Genomic DNA, 22,608 nt, shown 5'->3' with positions numbered 1-22,608 from the left:
AATGGCTAAAGAAAACTTATACGATACATGGGCAAGGAGAAATCCATTGTTTGAAGTGCACTTTGAGGAAATCCTTTTAAGACAGTTTACAGAGTATGGTGGAGGTAATGTTGAGTCTATGACAAACAAAGGCAAAATATTTGGTGCAGGTTATGAATTATATATTTATGCCTTCTTTGTTGGATTATATTCAAATGAAAGTAAAGAGTTGAAAGGAGATACAAAAAGTCTAGGACAACCAATCCAATTTTGGGGCAATTTGGAGTCGAAAAAATTCAGAAGAGCATACCCAAAGATTAGAGAATATATCTTTGCCGCATTAATAGCGAGAACAGATGAGTTGGACCTGCTAGCACTTGAAAAAGGCGAAATAACTGTTCGAAAAGCCGTTGACTTTCTAATTGACACAATGGAGAAATATGCGAACTACGGTTTTCATCAAATTCAAGAGAAGTTAAAAGAAAATCCAAACTATTTCTATAAAAGTACGGGGTTCCTTGATGTTGTATTAGATTTGGTAAATACAACTGTAGAGAAAGATCAGGAAGGGAAGCTTGAAGAATTATAGTGGATATATATCCACTATAATTCTACATTCTAAATGTTTTTAAATATTCTATGGCTTCATCCAAAGTATCACAGATGACATCGGCCGATTCATGACATATGGCAAAATATCGGAAAAATGATTCGTCTACCTTAGATCGATCATCAATTAGAATTATGAGCTTATTTTTTGCTTTAGCATATCCAATTTCTAATGCTAAGCCATAACCGGATGGATTATTTTCAGACATATAGCCAAGTAGTATATCACACTTATCAATATGGAAAAGATCCCAATAAGTGTACTTACTCGGCTCTTCAAGATCATGTGTCTGCGGGTTATAGATGGAAAAATCATTCATTAGTTTACCAATTACTAAATCATGCCACCCTCCTTTAAATCCCCCAGCTAAATAGATCGATCTTTTACTCTTTATCATTTTTATTTTTTTCTCTTGCTACGAACAAATTAAATGGCATTGCATATTCCGATGATATGCACCCAGGGATTCCGGCGATATGCACCCAGTTTTAGTTCCTGTGCTTTTTGTTCAGCATGACAAAGTTACCTTTTTTTACGTAAGCTTTCACCTTTTATAGTAAAGCGGTGTGCCGTATGCACAATCCTATCGAGTATGGCATCGGCTATTGTCTGCTCGGGGAAGATGTCGAACCATGCTGCCACGGGCAGCTGGCTGACGATGATGGTCGATTTTCTTGCATGCCTGTCCTCGATTATTTCCATGATATCATTCTGCTGCTGGCCGTCCAGCGCGGTCAGTCCGAAGTCATCGAGGATGAGCAGATCCGCTTTTGCCAGCTTTTCCAGCCTTTTGATCAGTGCTCCCTCCAGTCTGGCGACTTTTAGAGCAGGCAGTAACTTTTGGGTATTGTAGTACATCACCGAGTAGCCCTGCCTACAGGCCTGATGGCCCAGAGCCGTTGCCAGCATGGATTTACCAACGCCCGTAGCGCCGGTTATCAGGATGGATTCTCCGTTTTTGATGTAGTTTCCCACGGCAAGTGTGCTGAGCATACCCGGGTCGATCCCCCGATGCCCTCCTGTATCGATCTGCTCCAGAGATGACGTGTAGCGGAAGTTTGCATTCTTGAGCAGCCTGCTGTAGCGGTTGTTCCAGCGGACATCGCTTTCGGCCTGTATCAGCATCTGCAGGCCATCGATCAGCGAGAGTTCATGTATTTTCCGGGTCTCATAAAGGGTCTGTAGGCATCCGGCCATACCCGATAGCCGTAATGCCTGTAGCTTTGATTTTTGTTCTTCCATTTTTTGATGTTTTATCTGATTATGTAATTAACTGTAGTAGCCCTTGCCCCGGATATTTTCGTGCCGGGGCAGTAAAACGGTCTGTTCCGAGGTCTGCTGTGCCCTGGAAAGGGCACACTGCCGTATGATCCCGCTCAGGCGTTTATAGCCCAGCAGATCATTGTCGTAGGCTATACTGCAGGCCTCTTCAAAGATATCCGGCGGGGTCTTGCGCTGCAGCTGGAGCAGCCCGTCACAGGTCCTGAATGCCAGTTCGGGGATATTCTCCGTATCAAAGATGCGCCGGATCAGGCGGGCCAGCCCGGCAGAGCGCTGCGCTGCCAGACCGATGTAGTAGTCCGGGCTACGGCGCATCTGGTGTCCGCTGTTGGAGGCAAAGTGCTCCTGACGGGTCGTGTATCCCGCGCCCATCTCCCGTGGATGCACGGCGATCTTTTTCCCCTCGCAGTAGATACTGACCAGTGTGCGGGTATAGATGACCTGCGTCTTCTTTCCGATATAGGCAAAGGGCACCGAATAATGTCGGCTGTCACGCCCAAGAAGGACGCAGTTGTTGGTGTTTACCGTCAGCTCCGCATAATACCGTTTTTCAAAGTGTTTTTCGGGAAGGGGCCTGAGCAGGTGCCTTTCATCAGCAAGGAACCGCTCCTGCCGGCTTACGGGTTCACGCTGCATACGGGTCTGGTTATGCTCGCGTACTTTTTCCATGATCGCCGCATTGAGCTCCGAGAGGGAGAAAAAGACCCTGTTGCGAAGCTTGGCGAACACACGGCGGTAGATCAGCCGTACGCTGTTCTCGGCATGGGGCTTGTCCCGGGGTTTACGGGGTCTTGCCGGAATGACCACCAGCCCATAGTGTTCGGCAAAGTCCTCCATCACTTTGTTCAGTACCGGTTCGTATTTATCGGCCCGGATAACGGCCGCTTTCAGATTGTCCGGGACGAGTACCTGAGGTACGCCTCCAAGATGTTCCAGACATTTTCCCAGCGCATATAGAAAGTCGTCGGTGTGCTGGGTGGGAACGGCCATGGCGAAGGTATAATTGGAGTATGGGAGGACGGCAACCAGCACCTGTACCTTGATGATCTCCCCACTGTCGCGGTCAATATAACCCGGCGTATCGCCCACAAAGTCAACCTGTAATCGGTGTGCCGGGTCGTGCTGGAAGACCGCGCTGCCCCTGCGGGCTACCGATAATTGGTTCAGATGGTGACAGAACTGCGAATAACCGTAGCCATCAGGGTGCTCCGCACGGTACTCTTCCCAGAGCAGTTTGCGGGTAACGTGTTTGCGGCCGAGTTCTTTTTCCAGATATGGTATAAGAGGCTTGAAGTCTTCGAAACGGTCCTGTAGGTAGGCGGGGGATCCTGCCGTAAAAAGCCTCTCCAGAACAGGTTCTTCCATATCCAGCAGTTCTCCGACAGGGCGGCTGATGACCTGTAACTTCTGGACATAACGGTTCACCGTACCCTTATAAAGACCGATCTGCTCGGCAATCTTACGGTTGGACAGCCCCTGGAGATGTAAACGGAGTAATTGTTTTATCGTGCTCATTCTTTTTGTTTTTCCTGCCATATGCCTTTTCTTGATGGAATTGGCAATTAAACAAAAAGCACAGAAAATAATAGGGTCCAACTGGGTGCATATCCTCCGGAATCGCTGTTTATGTAGATCAAAACAACGGTTATCGTGCCTTTTCTGGGTGCACATGCTCCGGAATCGTCCCGGATCTATACCCCGATCCACCTGCTGGGTGCATATCCTCCGGAATCACGACGGAGCAGCTCCGAATTTCTCCCTAAACAGCTCCCTTTACGCTGTTTTTGGGTGCATAAATGCCGGAATGGCAGAGATATCAGCTCCTTTTCAGCCTGGATTAACAGCCGGATATTGGGTGCATATCCTCCGGATTATGCATGCATTGTCATAGCAATCCTATAAAACTTATCTCTCGGTTCTCTCAATAAGAAATATGCCCCTACAAGAAGCAAATAAAACAGGATATAAGTAGTCCCCGTTTTAAACAAATCAATTTGTGACCATTTACAGTTAATCAATGTAAATATAATGCCTAGACAACCAATTATTAATGAAACCAAACCGGTGTGTCTTGATAGCTCTGATCTAAATGTAAAAGTATATATTTTCTGATCTGCCTCAGGGACGTAACTCATTACTATATTTCTCAAACCTCGTACATCAATAGTTTCCAAGTCCTTATTAAAAGACTCTTGTTTAGGGTCCTTTTCACCCATTAATCTCTTTGATTCTTTGAAAACTATAGAAGAGGAAATTGGGCTTAAGATCCGTTTGTTATACGAATTATTTCCTCTAATTTTTTCTTTAAGATCACCTAAACCATAGATGATATATCCTAGTACATAGGAAATAACTATCAATATTACAATTTCATTTCCATGGAAAAATGCGGGAATAGCAATATTATAAGATTCATTCGTGAAAAACAAAACCAAAATAACTAAATACAATCCTGGAATTAAATATCCAATAATATCCCAAATGAATTCCTTAAAAGAGTCAAAAAACGATCTAAATCCGTCCATAATTGGTCTCTATACAAAACACGCGATACATCCATCACCTTCGTCGGTAAGGATATCCATTAATAAATTAGAGTTGGCGTCTTTAGCTTTGGCAGCACGCTCCTGCCGTTTGATATAATCTCGCTTAATCTGAGCTACGCGCTCCGGTTGAGCGAGATCTTCTAACCGCTCATCCATCCAAGTATATCCTTGTTTCTCGTATTCGATCGCTTTTGCAAAGCGATTAGGGTGCTGCTCCAAAAGCCATACCCACTCTATCTTTTGCTGGAAAAAGCAAAAGAAACAGCCCGAACGTGAACGTGCATAGGTTCCCTTCTTGCCATCTACTTCGAACTCTATAGGCTCGTAATATGCAGGTACACCAACCCCGCTCTCACGTAACAGGTTAAAAATATCTTCTTTAATAAGGATATCGGTATTGTCTAATAATGGGAAATAATCTTCTGAAGCCATAGGCCGATCCGTCATCTTCAGAAAACCGTATATTACCTTATTAAATAAAGCGGTATCGAGATCCAATAACAACTGCACCTTATTGTCCAATAAAAAAGACCTACTTAGCTCCCTTTGTATTACTTCGTAGATTCGAACAGGAATACTTTGATTGCTATGTTCCAGATATAGTCTTTCTACTAAATCTATATTGACATTGTCAAAGACCTGTTTCATTACATCGACAGACCAGATATTCTGCCGAAAAGGAAATATAGACTGTATATTGCTCTTGGTGGAGATATAGCCCTCACGATTCTCATCGCCACGGATACCTACATAGGATATTACCAGATCATCCCCCACGTATTGCTCGAAGGGTTCCAACTTTAGCTTATTGGTACACCAACGAGATTGTGAGGAAGGCAAATAACCTCCAAAGATTTCATAAAAGTGATCAAAGGGATTCTCGTGACTTTCATTAGCGGCCTCAAGCAGATGAATCTTCTTACCTAGGTATATCTCTAAGTTGTCTATGAGTTGGTAGGTCTCGTCTAGTTCCTTGCCCGTATCGGTGGTATAATACTCAATATCGAGGTCGGGATAGTTTATCTTCATATAAATAGCCAAGGCGGCAGAATCCTTGCCCCCTGATATCCCCATAACATGTCTTACCCGTTTACCCATCGCAAAACTATTTTTTATTTTTTTAGCTCTTCTTCTAATAAGCGAGCTAAAATAAAGATATTTAAATTTTTGTCGTCGGTCAATTCTTTCGTCAACTTTTCTTGACGTTTGCTGACGTCTTTTAGCTTTTGTTGATTTATTTTGACAATACGGCTCTGTGAACCTGAGTGAATGTTGGTAAGCTGTACCTTGAATGTCTCTAATAGATCATCATCGGAAGAGTTTTTGATGATATCGGTATAATTGTCCAACTCCTCTACCGCTTCTTTCAACTTACGGTACAAGGTATCTTCTTCGAAGTCTTGGATATTATCCAACGACTTGGAATTGATAGCCTGTGCAATGGAGTTGAGCCATGCATTCTTATCGTCTAAAGGTGAATTAAGACGCATCAAAAATGTCTTCAATTGCGGAGGCAGCAAATCTTTCTTTGCCTTCGCAAAGCGATTCTGCAACTGAGCGCGCCATTCCTCAAATGTAACAGCATCTCTTAAACCTATTATATCTTTGCGTATATAGTTCTCAAAGCGCTCCAATAATGCTTCATAAGAAGTCTGTATCTCCTTAATACTACGACGTAACTCCTCGAAGTAAACTTCTAGCTTGTCGGCTGAATCATTAAGCTCTACTAAGCTATACCCTAGTGCCTGTGGAAAGTCTTCAAAGAAGGACTTTTCAGGATCAGTTGCTTTTGTGATGGCATCGCGTAACCGCTGTGAGTCCTTGGTAATACTCTTGGTCTGCTTGGCATAGGCTGGCAGATCTTTATAAAAGGTTAAGAAAGGAACGATAGTATCAATAAACCCTTTCTTAGAAAGCTCGGTAGTCGCGGCTTGGCTCAATAGGTCGCGGTAATAGTTAAATACCTCGAGGCGAACTCCCTCTACATGGAACGCTTTGACACTGTATTGCTCTGGCTTACGGATAATGAGTTCTAAAGTATCTCCTGTCAACTGTGGGATAAAGCGTGTCCCTTCGTAATATAAGGCGTAGCTGTCACGCTTGGTTAACAAGAATAGAGGCAATAAGAAGTCTAATAAACCCTTCTTAATCTTGAAAGGACGTACGGAAACCTCATTGACAAAGTCTTGAAGGTTTCGCTTGGCCTGCTTGCTAGAGTTTAAGAAATTTAAAAACGCTTGCCAAATAGCCTGGAAAGATGTCGATGTAGGATCGGTCAATTGCCACTCGCCACCTATCTGTTGATGAAAACCATTCTGTCTAAGCAGGGATAAATATATCGTCTTGTCTGGTGGAAACAAGTGCTTCTCGTAGCCAACATCTTCTATACATTCTTGATCTATGATATTCCCTAATAAAGTACGTCGAGCTGCTGAAATCTGAGAGGACAATTTATTCTTATTGACCATCTCATTCTTATAGACTGGGCTATGAGGATATATCTCTTTAGCAACCTGGCTTAAGAAGGTGTTAAATTCTTTCCAATTGGAAAGTTGATCATTGATCTTTACTCCCTTGAAATATACCGCTATGGTCTCGCTATTCATACTCTGCAAATTATCCATTACGGACTGTTGCAGCTGGTGAGAACCATAGGCGAACGAAGCATTGAACTCTTTGACCGCTATACGGTCGCCTTCGTATTTCTTACGGGCTGCTTCTACACTACGTAGATAATTAATCTGATCGACTATATCTGCGGTGTTTTTATAATATATGTACAGAACAGCTTCAACTTGCTGAGAAGAAACCAACTGTATACTCTCTTCGGAAGATATACTCGGGAATACCAGATTGATGATGCCATCAATATCGCCTTTGGGTATATCAGAAATCGGCTCTTCAGTTAGTCTAAACTGAAAGTACCGCGGTGTACCTGTTTCTAAAAAGTGCTTCTTTGCTAGTAATGTCGGAAATGTAAAGAACTTATTTAACGATCGGATATTATGCTCCACTGACAACTCTGATCGAGCCTCTTCGATCGCTTCTTCTATATCGACATCGGTACCTTCAAATAGTATATATCTATTTTCCTTGATACGGAAACGCACAATGCCGAAGTTTTGCAGTTTGTGTAGGGCTGTCTTTACGTTACAGCCTTGGGTCAGGGTTAAATAGCGTGTAACGAAGCTTTCGTCGATCTCCATCGACTTCCGTGAAAATAATTGAAGTAAACCTATTACTTTGACACAAGCGATAGCGTGTATAAGTTCATCGTCTTGAAATAGTCCCTCTGCCCGCTGAATGGAATCCTGCATCAGCTTCCATAGACGAAAGTCTGGATTGCGCTGCGCAGTGATAATACTATAATAATGATACAATAGGTAATCAAATACCTCGACCAAATTATAAAATGGAGCTTTGGCATCGCTACCTATAAACTGCTTGATCCCCTTGTAATCCTCAGAATCTAAAAATGTAAAAAGAGAGCGGTCATTCTGCCCATAGCGCTGTAGCGCTAAAGTCATGACACTACCTGCTAATAGCTCCAAAGGATATAGCTTTTTAGCGACCTTGTCATCAAAATAATCGGTAAGTGGAAATGCTTTGGCCTCGCGTACAATATCCAACAGAGAGGAGACGTCTTTAGTTGGTACTTTGCCTTTTTTTAGAAGATCTAAGCGATCTGCTGCAATAAGTAACAACTGCTCGGCAGGAACGTTAAAGCCTATCTCTTTGAAGCGTCCTTTGACTTTGATCCATTCATTACGTTGGGATTCGGACAACGAAAGTGCATAGCCAGAAAAATCTTGATGCTGTGTCGTGATCAGGATGACATTACCTTTGTCATTATTGATGTATTCGGTAAGCTGCTGTAAGAAGTAAAAATCCTTTTCCGGATTGTTCTTGGCTGCATACTCTAAGAATTTACCAAACTCATCAATCCGTATGATTAACCCTACCTGTTTATCTTTCAGTTTAGAGGCTCGCTTTTGTAAAGCGTCGAAAACTTGACCAACTTCGCATTTGAGTTCTTTTGAAAAAGCCTCCTCTAAAGAGATAAACTCTCCAACTAGATCTAAAGTCTCGTATTGAGAATATCCTTTGATAAAATAATCGAAATGATCGAAATACGCTCCACCATGTAGAACAGCGCGCTCTAATGCCCAAAGGAAGGTGGATTTACCAGTACCATAAGCTCCAATAATGGAAAATGAACGCATTGAGGACTGTGAAGATTGCACAATCTGCTCGAATGTAAGCTGCCCATTGATCGTGCGAACGTAGCTGATCTCACGGTCCTTGTCACGGATAATGTTTACGGAGGGAGAAAAACTAGTTGTCTGCATGTTCTGGGGTATAATAGTTGCGTAAAATTTTGTACTTATCTAAATCTACTTTTAACTGTAAAACCTGATTACCAGCTGTCTCGGAGAACGTAGAATAGGTAGACGGAAGAGTCTTCAAGATATCTACTAGTGTAGATTCTGTCAGTAGGAATACATTACCTAAGGCATTCGGATTGTTTGCCAAATGACCTAGGTTGATACTCGTACCTAAATCGCTATCAAGGATGACAAATAGAATAGCTTGTATCGGAATCCGCTTGGCTAATAATTGAAACCGGAAAACATCAACGAGATTGTCGTCTTCGTCTAACTGCTTGGAACTAGATAGTAATCCGAGTTCTTGTAATACATTGCTGGAAGCTTCTTCGATGTCTGATCCCTCCTGACTCAAGTAGTTGCTCAAGAATACTTTTATGTCTGAATCGATAGTCTTAGGACTGAAATTCTGTTCGTTCTCTGCACATACGCGTAGTATGAAACGCTTGAGATGTGCTCGATTGAATTCGGATCGCTCTCTACGGAATGTATTAAATACTAAACTGTATATAGAGGCTTTCTCATTTTTTAGCACTTGATAATGCAGCAGCCATAATGTCAAAGGATCTTCCAAATACGGATCGACTCCATTGTCGCCAAATATAAAATCAGCAAATTCTGTTGTATGATCCGTTTCATCTATAATACCAAAAGCTTTTAGCCAAAAGCGGATTGAAGTAACCATGTTTTTTCCGACACCGAGATCCACCACAGCATCGTCATCCGTAAAGCTTTTTCCAGCACGCACAAAGTCATATCCTTTCTTTAGCCAATATATTTTACACGAAAAGGTTTCGTGTCCTGAAAATGATAATTTTGCCATTAATAATTCTTACACCTCTATTTAGAAAGCCATTGCTCTCAATCGAGTTATGATTTGTTTAACCGCCTCTACGGTTTGTTTAATTTCTTCTTCTGTATTGAATCTTCCTAAGCTAAACCGGATGGAGTTATTAGCTTCGTCCTTAGTTAAGCCCATCGCTTGCAACACATGAGAAGGTTCCATCACAAAAGAGTGACATGCTGAACCATTGGACACACAAATATCTTTTAACCCAAGTAAAACAGCTTCATTGTTAACACCATCGAAACGAATATTGCTTGTAGTATAGATTCGTTGTTCTTGGGATCCATTCAGCTTTGCTCCTTCAATTGTTAATAACTGTTGTTCTAATGTATCACGTAATTTCCCTATACGCTCTTTATCTTGGCTCATTTGTAAAGCTGCAAGTTCCGCTGCTTTTCCCATACCGACAATTCCGGGAACATTAAGTGTACCACTTCTGGCACCACCTTCATGTCCTCCACCATAAATCAATGGTTTCATAATTAGTCGAGGGTTAAAATAAACACCGCCAATCCCTTTCGGCCCATAAAACTTGTGGGCGGAAAAAGTAAGAATATCGATAAATGAACTTGCTTCAACGGCAAGCTTACCGACGGACTGTGTACCATCACTCATAAAAAGAGCTCCATATCCATGAGCGATTTCTGCAATACGTTCAATATCTTGGATTACACCAGTCTCATTGTTCACATGCATGACACTCACTAAAGCAGTATTACTTTTAAAAGCTGCCCTTAATTTGTCAAAATTTATTAGTCCATCTCCATCGACGGGAAGATAGGTAACTTCAACACCTGTAGATTCAAGATATCCACAGGTATCCAAAACAGCCGGATGCTCTGTTTGAACAGTTATAATATGCATTGTTCGACCGGCTATCCTTGGAAAACCCTGTAATGCCATGTTTATAGCCTCAGTAGCTCCAGCAGTAAAGAAAATATCTTCTTCATTGGCGTCGATAAGATCAGCCATTTGTCTCCTACCCTTTTCTACAATGGCATTCAACTGTTTACCCATTCTATGGCTACTCGATGCATTACCAAACATATCCGTCAAATACGGCATCATCTCCTCGAGAACCCTTGGATCCAATGGAGTTGTCGCATTATTATCAAGATAAATAAAGTTGTTTTGCATGAAAAATCACATTAATACGCGTACAAATATAACCTTTAATCATAAGCTTACTGATATAATGGGGCACTTAATTTAGATATGAAATATAAGAATAATTTGAAAGTTTTGAAACACAGGCTAATGTAAATCTAAGTCTTGATTTTATTACTTTTATTTCTTAAACTCGAATATTATTAACCGCGCCATTTAAATCGCTAAATGTTTACAAACATACTAAAAAATCATAAATACTAACAATTTTAGCTAAATAACAAACTACGATAAATCCCTATTTTATGGACTTCAACATGGACGACAAGATCTTAATCGCATTAATTTCGGCAGGAACTTCAATCGCAACAACTATACTTTTCAAACCTTTTGTTGAAAAGGGTTTATTACTTCACAAGATCAAACATGAACACCGTGCAAGTCAAGCAAAATTGGTAAAAGAACATATTGCCAAACATAAAAGTGTTCTTCTGTCCTCCGCAGAATCCCTGAGAAACCGCTTAGTTAATTTATTTCAGAATAATCTCGAGGGATGGCACAATGTCAATGGTAATTATCTTAATCATTCGCATTATATTGACTCTACGGTATACCGCTTTATATCATTTTTCCATTCGTTAAAAATGATCGAAAACAATCTTATTTATCTAGATCCAACAAATTCTACGAAATCAGATTTAAGAATTCTGAAATATATTCGGTTAGCGAAGGACGTTATGTGTGATACCGCGCTCTTTGACGGATCTGACTACGACAAATCTTATGCAAGCGATCACTTCTTTTCAACACCATTTGATGAAACAATAGCACTTTTTACAGAAAATAGTTCGATATCATACGAAGAATTTATCTCGAAGAAACAAGACAAACCGGAGAAATTTAAATCAATCTTTCAATTTTTTGATAACATCAATTTAGTAGAAGATCGATTACGAATGGAACGGATCAAAATCTTACATCTCTTATTAATCGGACTATTGAATGAATATGGATATGATTTTCATAAAACAAAAGGGAACAAAATCAAAGAACTAAAAAATAATATTGGCGGATTTAAACTTCTCAAGACCTATATTAAACTGAGAGAAAGATATAAATTAAATAAACGCTATTGGCTTTTTCCGCAGATGGAAATTCATGCGGCTAAGTAATTCAGTCTAGCTTCCTATTCGCTAAGCAGAATTTAAATCTATTTGATTAAGCTTAAGGCCTTCGTGAATTTCTCAGGTTAATTGAATGATAAAATAAAAAGTAATTCACAATTATAAGTAATTTTTGACGGAATATTATTAATATGCAAAAAAGTTTGTATTATAACACTTCAATGCAGCAAATAACCTTTAAAACTAATCGATTAAAATAAATAAAAAGATGGATTGTAAATTTAACTTTCAACCAGTTGGACAAGGCGGATTCACATCTTGTATATTTCAAGAAAATTCTGATACAATTTTCAGTTTTGTTTACGATTGTGGTTCAATTACATCTGGAAACTATCTTTATCAACAAATTAAAAGCGCTAAAAACGAACTAAAATTATCTAACTCAAAAAGGGTTATCGATCTTTTGGTGATTTCTCACTTTGATGAGGACCATATTAACGGGATCCAAGAATTATTGCTGGACGTCCGTTGTAAAGTACTAGTAATTCCTTTTCTTACAATTGCAGAGCGATTAACAATATTTGCAAGAAAATCACAAAAAGCTGACTGGCATACTAAATTTCTTCAAAATCCAAAATTATTTTTTCGAAGTGGAGAATATGAAATAGATAAGATCATTTTCGTGGACACGGATGATCCTTTCATTGAAAAAGAGTATTCATCAATAGACATCGATTCCAATAACCTGATTTCTAATGTAGACAATATTGCGCCCAGAATAAATAAAGGAGGAATACAATTTGACACAAGATTTATCTATATGCAGATTCCTTTCGCGATGAAGGCAACCTCTATTGATTACGAATTTAAATTCTATATTCAACCTTTTTCCGATAAAGCTATTAAAGAATTTGAAGATTTGATCAAACTCGAATTCCCAAATACTAATATCACTCTTTTATTTGATAATAAGCATCGATCGATTCTTAAATTTTTTTATAAAAATGCATTTAAAAATATCAACAAGACATCTCTCTGCGTAAGTATAAACGACAAAAAAAATCGCTTACCGTATTATTATGACGAGCCCAAAAATTTATTATTTGGATACGAGTCTAGGAAGTCAGGACTTATCTTCACAGGTGATGCATTTTTGAAATCTAAAAACGCACGAAAAGATTTTTGCAGTTATTATAAAGAAGAGATAAGTAAAACAATTCTTTTTCAAATCCCACATCACGGTTCTAAAGCCAATAGCGAACTCTATAATTCCAATCAATTATGGGAATTCCCTTTTTATGTTGTACAATATGGTAATGGTAGAACAAAGCACCCTTCTCAGGAGACGAACAACTTTATCACCAAGAATAACTTTAAAGTCGAAAGAGTAACAGAGCTCAGCGGATGTATTTTTGGATATCAAATTTAAATCTAATTCTCTACGGCCTAAGATTGGATTTAAATTTCACTACACATAAACACTTCTATTCAACACCTTAAAGCAATAACAGTAGTACTTAGCATTTTATGTTATTTTTCAATCAAAAGCTCCCCTTATTAACCGTTAAGGGAGGCAATTTTAGCTAGATGTCCGCTTTGGCTAAATGTTAACCGGCTTTGGACTTCGATCTAAATTGGATATACTTGAACAAGCTGACCCCTCAAAATTGAATTAGAATTAGGGATGCGTAGTGCGTTTAAAGCTGTTATTCAACTGCCATACTGGCTGATGTTGACCCCCTAATTTATTTTTTCAGTTCATTGCGCTGGAGCATGCTGACCCCTTAGCAAGTAGTTTTTGTTACTTAGTGATCAAACAATTCGGATCACTGATGGCTGGAAAACCAAAACGAATGAGTCAGATAAAGCAATTAATCAGATTGTACCAGAGCGGTAGCGGGATAAAAACAATCGCCCGCATCCTTGGTATGAGCAAGAATACCGTGAAGTCCTATCTCAAAAAGATGGCCGACGGCGGTTTCAATACGGAAGAACTTCTTAAACAGGAGGACCCCCTGTTGGAAAAGTCGTTCTACGCAGGGTGCATATTCCGATGATGTTGACCCCATTCCGGGCATACTGACCCCCCTGATTTTGGTTCAAGGGTTATCATTACCAATGACCTGACAATATTACCTTTTTTTTCTTAGACTTTCTCCCAGGTTATGTAAAACTTTACATAACCTGGGGCGAAAAAATTGGTTGTTCGCAGGAAGTCATGAGGCAGCACAGCGTTCAGCAATGATATATTCATTCTTCGCCATCTGCAAAAAACATGAAGTAAACCCTTTTCAGTGGTTAAAGCACACCCTGCAGAATATAGCTTCCATAAATCATAAAAATATAACGGATCTATATCCTCAAAACTTCAAGAAAATAGTAGAAAAGAAAAGCGCCTGTACTTCATAGGACGGATACGCTTCAACGAGATCGTTGACATTGTCAACAGTAATAAAGAAGGTGGTGAAAAAGAAGCGCTAATTTTAGCCCGTCTTGGCCAGGGCAGATTTAAAAATAGCTTAATTAAAAAAGGTGAAGGTTGCGCAATTTCGGGCTATCTCAACAAAGATCTTCTGATTGCTTCCCATATCAAACCATGGAGCAAATGTGACAATTTTGAAAAAGTTGACCCAAACAACGGCCTTCTCCTTTTACCTAACTTCGACAAGCTCTTTGACAAAGGGCTAATCTCTTTTGATGATCATGGACATGTACTGATCTCTGATTTATTTACCGATGCAGAGATCTTTGTTATAAAAAAATCTTTAAAAATTAGATTTAGGGATGGTAGCAAAAAATATATGGAATATCATCGGTTAACAGTATTCAAAAAAGATCATAAATAATAGGGATGAGATCTTTTCTTTAATGGGCTGTATCGTTTGAATAATTGAATATGAATATTATTAGTAATGAATTATCCCATTATCATAGATAACGTATAGTCCCAATCATAGTGTAAAATCCGCCTACAGATCATCTTTTAGCAGCCCTCTTCCATGAGAAATATCTAATATCTGTATCACTGCGGCCAGTGCCCAGAACAATATATACTACACGCGATACAATGCGGAGATCTTCTTTCATCTTATGGGTGCCATCACATCCATCCAGATAATCAGATACAGAGGCTCTAAACTTTATGACTACCACTCCATGATCTCAACGTATTTTTATTTACACAATTGATTGGCCGACTCTAAATTCCTTATAGTTGAGCAGAATACTTCATTTTTTTTTACATTTTTTTTATATTCAAAAAAAATGTAAACCGAATAACTACAATTTGTCAATTAGCTCCCTCAGTTTTCCAACTTTACGATTATTTTCGAGATAAGTAGAGTAACTTGTAAAGGCGTTTTCAATTAATGAATCATATGTTACGGCAATACCATTCTGTACCTTTAGATGCTTGTTAGTTTCCTCAATATCATCTAAAGCGTCAGGCCCCACAACACATATTGCTTCTATGTGTGGATTATGTTTGCCAGTGCTTTCAAGACACTTTTTAAGAGCGGTTATATACTTATTAATTTGTGCACCTAAAGAAAAGGTATCTATAGAATACCCCGCCTTATACCTTTTAAGCTCAATTATCACGTGTTTATCGGATGACGTTCTATATTTAATATCAAATCTTGCCTTTTTTTCTTCTTCAGTTAATTTATCTGTAATAGATTCAAATGCTCTGTGAATATTTTGCTCCATAAGTTCAGATCCAGCCGTCGCCCTTTCCCAAGAACTATTCAAAAGCCATAAATTGTCAAACAAGTGCTCTTGGAGAACCTTCTCTCTCGCATTTGTATCCGTAGATTCTTTTAGTTTTCTGATAATTTCGACCCGTTCACTTGCAATATCGTAATACATAGCTGCTTCTATATCCTGCAAATCTGAAAATATTTCTTTAAATTTCAATAAATCTTGTAGAGAAATATCCTCTAATTCACTCAGTTTGTTTCTAGCTCTTAATTTTTCGAAAGACAAAATTCCATATTTATATAGTTCCTTTCGTTTCTCATCCTCATTATTGTCAAAATGTAATGATTCCACAGTAGTAAATAACTTCTTTGCCTGCTTTTTTTCATCAGCTTTTAAAGAAGAATACCAACTATTCAGAGCTTGATTATTTTGAGTTGCCTGAGCCGTGGCATTCTCTGACCTTAAATTTGTCCATTGGCCTTGTATTATCTTTAACAGTTGATATACGTGGGCTCTCAAGCTCTGGAATCTTTCATCGTCTTCTATAAAATTTTGCCTACTCGATGTTGCTATATCAATTTTATCATCTTCGTCAAGAAAGTCAGCGTGTATTTCGCCTATTAAATAACTGGCATAAATACCTCCCTCATTAAAAAATTTCAGGATATCTTCTTGAGCTAGTTTACCACGACAAATAATACTGATCTTGTTATTAGTATCATCCGTGTCAGTTACCAAATCACTTGGCTTATTAACACTTCCGATCCACCCAGAAACAATAACATCGTTATTTACAATTTTCCCATCAAGATTTGGCTGTAAATTGCCTTTAAAAATTCCAGGCATTTTATAATCTCCTATTGGCCAAGCAATATCAATTTTTTCAATATATCCTCTGTCATTTATACCAACTTCTACATCATTTATAAATATTGTAAATCCTCCTTTTGGATTCATTAGAGAGAATCTTCGAGAAAGCCTTCGTTTTAAATATTCCTCGGTTCGTGAAATATTTTTCTTGAGATTAGAGATTATTATTTTCGTACCATTTTTCCTAAGATAATCCTTATTCACTGATATAATTTCAGGTGAATAGCCTTTTTCTCCAGTTAAAAGCTGTTTTTCATCATTAGAAGTGATCTCTATACTTCGTTGAATATCCTGCAAGTTCATACGAAAAGCATTTTCATTATTATCTTTTATTGTATGAATTTCAATCGTTTCTGCAATAGAAAATAATGATAATTTTCCAATACCCTTTCTTCCCATTACATCCCTTGAAAATTTAGGAGACTTGCTTTCTCCAGATTTACGCTTTTGATATCCTACTCTGAGAAATTTATTATTAATATCATTAACATCCATACCGTTACCATTGTCAACAATGGTAATTTTGTCCGTATCGTCATCTGTATAAATCCTTACTTCTGTCGCGTCCGCATCGTAGCTATTTGCAACGATTTCTGAAAGCACAGACGGTGTATTGCTATATAAACTAAGACCTAAATGATTTAAAACATTTAAATCAATTTCCATTCTAAACTTTACCATAGAATTCTAAATGTACTTTTATACTCTTTGCTATAACATCACCAAGTTTTGGAGGAACAGCATTTCCTATGTATCGCGATGCCCTGGCTAAAGAAATAGTATCTTCATTTTCAAAAAAAGAATAATTATTAGGAAACGATTGTAAAATTGCAGCTTCCCTAAGCGAAATAGCTCGATCTTGTTCAGGATGACCAAAACGACCGTTACCCAGCCCAATGCACAATGTTGTCATTGTAGGTGATGGTTCATCCCACTTCATACGGCCATATACACTTCCAAAACTTTTACCAGAATCTCGTTTATGACATTCGAGCAAAAGTGCTTCTGGCCAATCTTTCCAACTTCCCCCTTCCGGTGTTGCTTTGATCCGTTTAAGATTTATTTCATTTAAATTTCTGCTTCTGTGGAATTTATCATTTCGATCTACTTCACCTGCTTCAATCCTGGGCAAATTTCCTATTGCTTGACGAACAGTAATATAATTATCTTTAGAATGTGTTTTTGGGATAATTTCTATTTCCCCGAAGCGAGAAGCTAGAAGTACAATCCTAGTCCTTCTTTGCGGAATACCATAATCAGGACAAAACACTTTATTTATAGACACGTGATACCCTAAATCGATTAGTGTATTCTTAAAATCTTCTAAAACGGGTTTTTGTTTAAATGACAAAATCTGAACGACATTTTCCATTGTTATGATGTCAGGCTTTGACTCTTTAACCAATCGGCCAAATTCATATAATAAATCATATTTATTTTGATCTTTCTCTTTTATTTTAAAAGAGTATGAAGAAAATGGTTGACAAGGGGCACAGCCAGCAAGAACTTTTATCTGATCTTTTTTGTAAGCAGACGAAATATCTGTCCCGTTAACCTCTTTTATATTTCTAGCATAAAATTTCGACTTATTATTCTTTTCAAATGCATACTCACAAGTGCTATCTATGTCATATCCTGAAAGGATGTCAAAGCCATTAAGAAACATGCCATGACTTAGTCCCCCAATACCGCAAAAGAGGTCTACAACTCCTATTTTCTTACTTTCCATTAAAAACAGATTACCGCAAATTAAATGCTTAAAAATAGATATTTAGATTCAATATAAAAAGAATGTGTATAATATTATTTTCTCTAAAAAGCTAAACATCTGATATAAAAAAATTTAAATACAGTCACAATTAACTAACAAAAAACTAAAAATATTTATTTTTTAGGATTCAAAATGAATTGGCTTCATATAATAAATATATATTTTCTTCCTACATTATCTCTAAATTTGAGCAATGGCAATCTACGATGACGAAAACGATAGTATTCATTTTCCGCGCTTTGAAGAAGCGTCAGGATTCTATACTAACGCAAAACAGAGCTACAAAATGTCCAAAATCAGAAGTCGTAATTCCAAACCAGAACTTATCCTTCGAAAAGCGCTGTGGTCAAAAAATATTCGTTTTCGCCTTCATGACAAATCCTTGCCGGGCACTCCCGACATCGTCATAAAAAAATATAAACTGGCGATATTTGTTGACGGAGAATTCTGGCACGGGTTCGACTGGAAAAACAAGCGAGAAACAATTAAATCAAATCGCCTATTCTGGATCCCTAAGATCGAACGTAACATGCAAAAGGATATCCGTGTCAATAAGGCCCTGCGGGATATGGACTATGTCGTATTCAGGTTCTGGACACAGGACATTCTTAAAAACCTTCCTAAAGTTATAAATCAGATAGAGTTATTCTTAGAAACCAGAAAACTTTGGAAATAACTGTACTATCCTTTGAAAACATTCTCCCGATGCCAGGCTAAGTTTTCCTGCGATGGATAATAGCGTTGTAGTTCAGGAACTAAAATTGGCTTTCCTTTTAGTTTTGACAGGCTATAAGGATGGTCTACTAATTCGTCGATATGCCCTGAAACTATAATGGTGTAATTTTCATCTATACTAACCAGTCCCCTATCGAATGCGCGGTGCAAATTTGGACAGAGCGCTATGCCATTCGTCACCTTGTCATCATGCGTCACAGCAAAAGGAACGATATGGCACGCATCAATAAAGTTGTACTTAAAAGTAGACCGCATCCGCATGCCCGTCATCGCGCAAGTGTCCTGATAGAGCTGCGGGATATAGCGTTTAAACAACCCCGATCTGACAAACACATCTTCCTCTGTCTGAATAGAGATATGTTTGTACTGTGCCTCGGGCTCGTTGAGTACCAAAGATTGCACTTCTTGGTAAAAGCCGTCATTCAGTTCCTTTTGACGGTAATATGCTTGCCGCTCAGCTGGAAAATAAGTTGAAAGTAGCTGATCTCGAACTGTCTCGCGGTTCAACGGATCACTAAGCAACATGGCAAACTTATCGTCGAACGATCCATATTCTACCACTTCGGAAAGTGTCTTGACACTTTTGATATGCGCATTGATCTGAAACCCGGGATTGGCGTATAGATGCCAGAAATTTCCGTTTGCTGCCTTATCGGACTGTAGATAATAGCAAGGTTGGGTAAAGTCTGGTTGATGCGCAGAGCGCACCAGCAAGCGCCAGTTTTCCTGAAATAGTCCAACAAGATCAACATTAACTTCAATGCGATTATTGATCACGATACCCTTTTCAATAAGCTCAACCAAAATCGAGAGCAAGATCGGCTTATGTGGTGCCAGTCCATATCTGGTATTGGCTCTCTTAACATGGGTAAAGGCTCTGAGGTAAGGAATTAGTTCAGCATTCATAAACACAAAATAGGCAATCTTTTTAAAATAGCGCCAAATTAAGAGCGATGAAATCGAATCTCTAGGTTTGGATAAAGGCGTTTCATCGATCGAACCGCAAATTCCCTATGCTCAAACTTTCCCTCGTCCCATTTCCAATAAACTGGATACAACTTTTCCTTGGGATCAATCAGTACCCGCCAGGCTTCAAACCGCGTACCGTAGGACTCTTTAAAAATTTCGATATGTTCTTTCAATTCGGTCATACTGCTATTTTTTTCAAACAAAAAGCCTCCCTTGTTAACCGTCAAGGGAGGAAATGTTAGCTAGATGTCCGCTTTGGCTAAATGTTAACCGGCTTTGGGCTTCGATCAAAATCAAAGTTCGTAAGATTAGTTGGAAATAGTGTTGTCCATAAAAGTGAAAACTTATTCAACTATATTCTTCTTCATATCAACTAGATTACTATTAAACCATCCAATTTAAAACAGTAAATTAATACCTATTTGAAAATTTTCGTAAAATAAGTAAGTCTACCAATTAAGTTTATAGATCCTTTGTCAAATCTAAAGGAAGTGACAAAACATCTTGAAGAAAATGCTTTACAGTACTTTTTAGTTTTCCACTCCGAATATCCAACCACATAGTGTCATTAATTTCAATCTTCTCATAAAGAAATTTCCATAGTGGCCACCAATGCGAGGTATTAAATTGAATTTTCAGATGACGTGCAATTTCAGGAATATATTTCTTATCGGGATGTTCGGCATTAAATTCAGGAGTTTTTACTAAGCCATAAATCAGTCCACCACTTTCGAAATTAAACTTGGCATACAATTTACTAAAGTTTGGCAATACGAAATGATTATGCTCTTCGACAAATAAAACATTTAACTCTGCAGCTATCTCATGCATCTGCTTATAAAAGTCTGCACGTAATAATTCTTTTACCGCAACTAGATCACGTGCCACAGTAAAAGCTGTACGGATATTTTCTTCGCTTTCTTTTATGTATTTAACAACATCATTTTGTTCCATCATATTTATTCCAATAAAATTTTCTCTTAATTTCAATTCAAAATCCCTGATAAATGAGCGTACACGATCATTATCGGTATGCATCGCAAATCGATGTACGAGGTCTATGATATGCTCCTCATAATTGATCTGCTTTAATTTGCCATCAGTAAGCATTTCTTCATAATCTTCACCAGCGCTATCCTTACTAAGTATTTTACCTTGAGGAGCGAGATAGATTAAATGGTAATCATCAGTTTTGCAATAGGTTTTTAAATGCTTGATGTAATCGGCTACTTGAAAATCTTGATCCCTTGTCCAGGGATATATTTTATTCTCTATACCAATAACGCGTTTGAAGTTGTCATAAGAAATAACAATATCAACACGACGACTTTCATCGGTATTCTCTTCTAGCGTCACACGAACCTTTGAAATATCCGTATAACGAAATGATAATTCAAAATACTCGACGAACATACGGAGATAAAGATCTCCCTGTTCATGAGAAGCCTGCGGATCTAATAGAAATGCAATTATTTCAGACACTTTATTCTCGTTCCACTTCACAAAATTCAGTGGATTAAAATCTAACGTTAAGGTCTTTCTGTAAGCTTCATTCAGTTTGGACTGAAGCTCATTTTTGTTTCTCACTTCCCGAAAGAAGTTTTCAATATTGGCATCGATCATTTATATTATTTTATATATGTAGTTCCTATGAATAGACAGGCTTTCAAACCAACAGACAAAAGCATTTACTGTAACTAATTATTAGCAAATAACTGTAATATCTATTTGCCCAAATAAAATCGATTCAATTGTTCTTAATCAAAAGTATCTTTGGTTAATCCTGGCTTTTTTCTTTTCTATTGAGGTCGGCTAAAACCTCTCGCTAATATACATTATTTATTTTGAATTAATAAATTTATGCAAATCTCTATTATGATAATTTTAAGAGATGAAGTTAGTTTATAACAAACGATTAATTTTACGGGAACCCATACCTAGTAAATTTCAATTGGGCTATACTGGAAAATGATTATCTTTAAATCACTATGCTACAAGTAACCTGTGCAATTATAGAACATGCCGATAAAATATTGATTTGTCAACGTTCCAATTCGATGAAATTACCTTTAAAATGGGAATTCCCAGGTGGAAAAATCGAACAAGGCGAATCAAAAGAGGACTGTCTTCGCAGAGAAATAAAAGAAGAACTCGATATTGAGATAGAGATTAATAACACACTTTCAACTGTTGAATATCATTATTCTGATTTTTCTATACAACTGTACCCCTTCCTATGCAGTTTGTTAAATGGTGAAGTCAAATCATTGGAACATGCGCAAGCCATATGGGTAGATGCGAATCAATTAAGAGACTACGACTGGGCAGAGGCTGATTTTCCTATTGTGGATGAATATTTAACACAACGGTATCTCAGGAAGTGAAATCACTTCAATGCGATTATTGATCACGATACCCTTTTCAACAAACTCAACAAAAGTCGAGAGCAAGATCGGCTTATGTGGTGCCAATCCATATTTGGTATTCTTTCTCTTAACATGGCTAAAGGCACTGAGTTAAAGAACTAGTTCAGCATTCATAAACGCGAAATAGGCAATCTTTTTAAAATAGCGCCAAATTAAGAGCGATGAAATTGAATCTTTAGGTTTGGATACAGCTTTTCCTTCGGATCAATCAGTACTCGCCAGGCTTAAAACCGGATGCCGTAAATTTCTATGCGGGGGA

20 protein-coding genes and 1 pseudogene are annotated in these 22,608 nt (G+C 38.2%); 8 read left to right on the top strand and 13 right to left on the bottom strand.

What is annotated here, in order from left to right; translation table 11 throughout:
* The first annotated feature begins 1 nt into the window (after position 1).
* On the top strand, positions 2-568 hold the full coding sequence (locus CBM24_RS11445) for a glycoside hydrolase family 15 (RefSeq protein WP_088161329.1): 567 nt from the start codon (positions 2-4) through the stop codon (positions 566-568).
* 22 nt (positions 569-590) lie between these two features.
* Here CBM24_RS11445 and CBM24_RS11440 read toward each other — a convergent pair whose 3' ends face one another.
* From CBM24_RS11440 to CBM24_RS11405, 8 genes are all read right to left on the bottom strand, one after another.
* Positions 591-986, bottom strand: a complete 396-nt coding sequence (locus tag CBM24_RS11440) for a nucleoside 2-deoxyribosyltransferase domain-containing protein (protein ID WP_088161328.1) — start codon at positions 984-986, stop codon at positions 591-593.
* 125 nt (positions 987-1,111) lie between these two features.
* Complete coding sequence (istB, locus tag CBM24_RS11435; RefSeq protein ID WP_088160576.1) at positions 1,112-1,831, bottom strand: IS21-like element helper ATPase IstB; 720 nt, start codon at positions 1,829-1,831, stop codon at positions 1,112-1,114.
* A gap of 27 nt (positions 1,832-1,858) precedes the next feature.
* Positions 1,859-3,406: an IS21 family transposase gene (istA, locus tag CBM24_RS11430; protein WP_088160577.1), complete on the bottom strand. Its 1,548-nt coding sequence runs from the start codon at positions 3,404-3,406 to the stop codon at positions 1,859-1,861.
* Positions 3,407-3,741: 335 nt separating this feature from the next.
* Entirely contained in the window at positions 3,742-4,395 is a 654-nt protein-coding gene (locus tag CBM24_RS11425; protein ID WP_088161327.1) for a hypothetical protein, read from the bottom strand.
* 9 nt (positions 4,396-4,404) lie between these two features.
* The gene (locus tag CBM24_RS11420; protein ID WP_088161326.1) at positions 4,405-5,514 is read right to left on the bottom strand and encodes a phosphoadenosine phosphosulfate reductase family protein; all 1,110 of its coding nucleotides are present in this window, start codon (positions 5,512-5,514) and stop codon (positions 4,405-4,407) included.
* Between the two features lie 14 nt (positions 5,515-5,528).
* On the bottom strand, positions 5,529-8,765 hold the full coding sequence (locus CBM24_RS11415) for a hypothetical protein (RefSeq protein ID WP_088161325.1): 3,237 nt from the start codon (positions 8,763-8,765) through the stop codon (positions 5,529-5,531).
* On the bottom strand, positions 8,752-9,624 hold the full coding sequence (locus CBM24_RS11410; RefSeq protein WP_088161324.1) for a DUF4007 family protein: 873 nt from the start codon (positions 9,622-9,624) through the stop codon (positions 8,752-8,754). The genes CBM24_RS11415 and CBM24_RS11410 overlap by 14 nt, the downstream gene beginning before the upstream one ends.
* A 21-nt stretch (positions 9,625-9,645) precedes the next feature.
* Positions 9,646-10,785, bottom strand: a complete 1,140-nt coding sequence (locus CBM24_RS11405) for a cysteine desulfurase family protein (protein WP_088161323.1) — start codon at positions 10,783-10,785, stop codon at positions 9,646-9,648.
* A gap of 275 nt (positions 10,786-11,060) precedes the next feature.
* Between CBM24_RS11405 and CBM24_RS11400 the strand changes: the two genes are divergently transcribed.
* The 5 genes and pseudogenes from CBM24_RS11400 to CBM24_RS28065 all read left to right on the top strand — a co-directional run bounded on the left by CBM24_RS11400 (position 11,061) and on the right by CBM24_RS28065 (position 14,725).
* Complete coding sequence (locus tag CBM24_RS11400) at positions 11,061-11,927, top strand: hypothetical protein (protein ID WP_157698439.1); 867 nt, start codon at positions 11,061-11,063, stop codon at positions 11,925-11,927.
* Between the two features lie 220 nt (positions 11,928-12,147).
* On the top strand, positions 12,148-13,308 hold the full coding sequence (locus tag CBM24_RS11395) for a hypothetical protein (protein ID WP_088161321.1): 1,161 nt from the start codon (positions 12,148-12,150) through the stop codon (positions 13,306-13,308).
* 424 nt (positions 13,309-13,732) lie between these two features.
* Positions 13,733-13,936 (top strand): helix-turn-helix domain-containing protein, encoded by a 204-nt coding sequence (locus CBM24_RS27525; protein ID WP_198386096.1) that lies wholly within the window; start codon positions 13,733-13,735, stop codon positions 13,934-13,936.
* Between the two features lie 127 nt (positions 13,937-14,063).
* Positions 14,064-14,288, top strand: a pseudogene (locus CBM24_RS11385) (IS66 family transposase); the annotation flags it as partial.
* On the top strand, positions 14,234-14,725 hold the full coding sequence (locus CBM24_RS28065; RefSeq protein WP_088163533.1) for an HNH endonuclease signature motif containing protein: 492 nt from the start codon (positions 14,234-14,236) through the stop codon (positions 14,723-14,725). The pseudogene CBM24_RS11385 and the gene CBM24_RS28065, both read left to right, overlap by 55 nt.
* A 433-nt stretch (positions 14,726-15,158) precedes the next feature.
* Here CBM24_RS28065 and CBM24_RS11375 read toward each other — a convergent pair whose 3' ends face one another.
* Both CBM24_RS11375 and CBM24_RS11370 read right to left on the bottom strand, forming a co-directional pair.
* Positions 15,159-17,114 carry an ATP-binding protein gene (locus tag CBM24_RS11375; RefSeq protein WP_157698438.1) on the bottom strand — a complete coding sequence of 652 codons (1,956 nt, stop codon included), beginning with the start codon at positions 17,112-17,114 and terminating at the stop codon, positions 15,159-15,161.
* Position 17,115: 1 nt separating this feature from the next.
* Positions 17,116-18,177 (bottom strand): DNA cytosine methyltransferase, encoded by a 1,062-nt coding sequence (locus CBM24_RS11370; RefSeq protein WP_088161318.1) that lies wholly within the window; start codon positions 18,175-18,177, stop codon positions 17,116-17,118.
* Between the two features lie 235 nt (positions 18,178-18,412).
* On the opposite strand from CBM24_RS11370, the gene CBM24_RS11365 reads away from it, so the two are divergent.
* Entirely contained in the window at positions 18,413-18,895 is a 483-nt protein-coding gene (locus CBM24_RS11365; protein ID WP_088161317.1) for a very short patch repair endonuclease, read from the top strand.
* 5 nt (positions 18,896-18,900) lie between these two features.
* Here the strand turns inward: CBM24_RS11365 and CBM24_RS11360 are convergent, their stop codons facing one another.
* The 3 genes from CBM24_RS11360 to CBM24_RS11350 form a co-directional block, all read right to left on the bottom strand.
* Entirely contained in the window at positions 18,901-19,860 is a 960-nt protein-coding gene (locus tag CBM24_RS11360) for an HNH endonuclease (RefSeq protein WP_088161316.1), read from the bottom strand.
* 38 nt (positions 19,861-19,898) lie between these two features.
* Positions 19,899-20,105: a hypothetical protein gene (locus CBM24_RS11355; protein WP_088161315.1), complete on the bottom strand. Its 207-nt coding sequence runs from the start codon at positions 20,103-20,105 to the stop codon at positions 19,899-19,901.
* A gap of 280 nt (positions 20,106-20,385) precedes the next feature.
* Positions 20,386-21,546 carry a PD-(D/E)XK nuclease family protein gene (locus CBM24_RS11350; protein WP_088161314.1) on the bottom strand — a complete coding sequence of 387 codons (1,161 nt, stop codon included), beginning with the start codon at positions 21,544-21,546 and terminating at the stop codon, positions 20,386-20,388.
* A 365-nt stretch (positions 21,547-21,911) separates the two neighbouring features.
* Here CBM24_RS11350 and CBM24_RS11345 point away from each other — a divergent pair, with 365 nt between their 5' ends.
* Positions 21,912-22,307, top strand: a complete 396-nt coding sequence (locus CBM24_RS11345; RefSeq protein ID WP_088161313.1) for a (deoxy)nucleoside triphosphate pyrophosphohydrolase — start codon at positions 21,912-21,914, stop codon at positions 22,305-22,307.
* Positions 22,308-22,608: the final 301 nt, after the last annotated feature.

The sequence above is a fragment of the Sphingobacterium sp. G1-14 genome, assembly GCF_002196555.1.
In the GTDB taxonomy this organism is placed as follows: Bacteria; Bacteroidota; Bacteroidia; order Sphingobacteriales; family Sphingobacteriaceae; genus Sphingobacterium; species Sphingobacterium siyangense.
Note: the sequence above shows the minus strand (reverse complement) of the source record. Positions and strands in the feature narration are given on the sequence as shown.

Coding starts and splice junctions, on each gene's coding strand:
- CBM24_RS11400 (WP_157698439.1), top strand. CDS start 11,061: ATGGACTTCAACATGGACGACAAGATCTTAATCGCATTAATTTCGGCA.
- CBM24_RS27525 (WP_198386096.1), top strand. CDS start 13,733: ATGAGTCAGATAAAGCAATTAATCAGATTGTACCAGAGCGGTAGCGGG.
- CBM24_RS11405 (WP_088161323.1), bottom strand. CDS start 10,785: ATGCAAAACAACTTTATTTATCTTGATAATAATGCGACAACTCCATTG.
- CBM24_RS11350 (WP_088161314.1), bottom strand. CDS start 21,546: ATGATCGATGCCAATATTGAAAACTTCTTTCGGGAAGTGAGAAACAAA.
- CBM24_RS11415 (WP_088161325.1), bottom strand. CDS start 8,765: ATGCAGACAACTAGTTTTTCTCCCTCCGTAAACATTATCCGTGACAAG.
- CBM24_RS11360 (WP_088161316.1), bottom strand. CDS start 19,860: ATGAATGCTGAACTAATTCCTTACCTCAGAGCCTTTACCCATGTTAAG.
- CBM24_RS11375 (WP_157698438.1), bottom strand. CDS start 17,114: ATGGAAATTGATTTAAATGTTTTAAATCATTTAGGTCTTAGTTTATAT.
- istB (WP_088160576.1), bottom strand. CDS start 1,831: ATGGAAGAACAAAAATCAAAGCTACAGGCATTACGGCTATCGGGTATG.
- CBM24_RS11420 (WP_088161326.1), bottom strand. CDS start 5,514: ATGGGTAAACGGGTAAGACATGTTATGGGGATATCAGGGGGCAAGGAT.
- CBM24_RS11445 (WP_088161329.1), top strand. CDS start 2: ATGGCTAAAGAAAACTTATACGATACATGGGCAAGGAGAAATCCATTG.
- CBM24_RS11425 (WP_088161327.1), bottom strand. CDS start 4,395: ATGGACGGATTTAGATCGTTTTTTGACTCTTTTAAGGAATTCATTTGG.
- CBM24_RS11395 (WP_088161321.1), top strand. CDS start 12,148: ATGGATTGTAAATTTAACTTTCAACCAGTTGGACAAGGCGGATTCACA.
- CBM24_RS11345 (WP_088161313.1), top strand. CDS start 21,912: ATGCTACAAGTAACCTGTGCAATTATAGAACATGCCGATAAAATATTG.
- CBM24_RS11355 (WP_088161315.1), bottom strand. CDS start 20,105: ATGACCGAATTGAAAGAACATATCGAAATTTTTAAAGAGTCCTACGGT.
- CBM24_RS11365 (WP_088161317.1), top strand. CDS start 18,413: ATGGCAATCTACGATGACGAAAACGATAGTATTCATTTTCCGCGCTTT.
- CBM24_RS11410 (WP_088161324.1), bottom strand. CDS start 9,624: ATGGCAAAATTATCATTTTCAGGACACGAAACCTTTTCGTGTAAAATA.
- istA (WP_088160577.1), bottom strand. CDS start 3,406: ATGGCAGGAAAAACAAAAAGAATGAGCACGATAAAACAATTACTCCGT.
- CBM24_RS11440 (WP_088161328.1), bottom strand. CDS start 986: ATGATAAAGAGTAAAAGATCGATCTATTTAGCTGGGGGATTTAAAGGA.
- CBM24_RS11370 (WP_088161318.1), bottom strand. CDS start 18,177: ATGGAAAGTAAGAAAATAGGAGTTGTAGACCTCTTTTGCGGTATTGGG.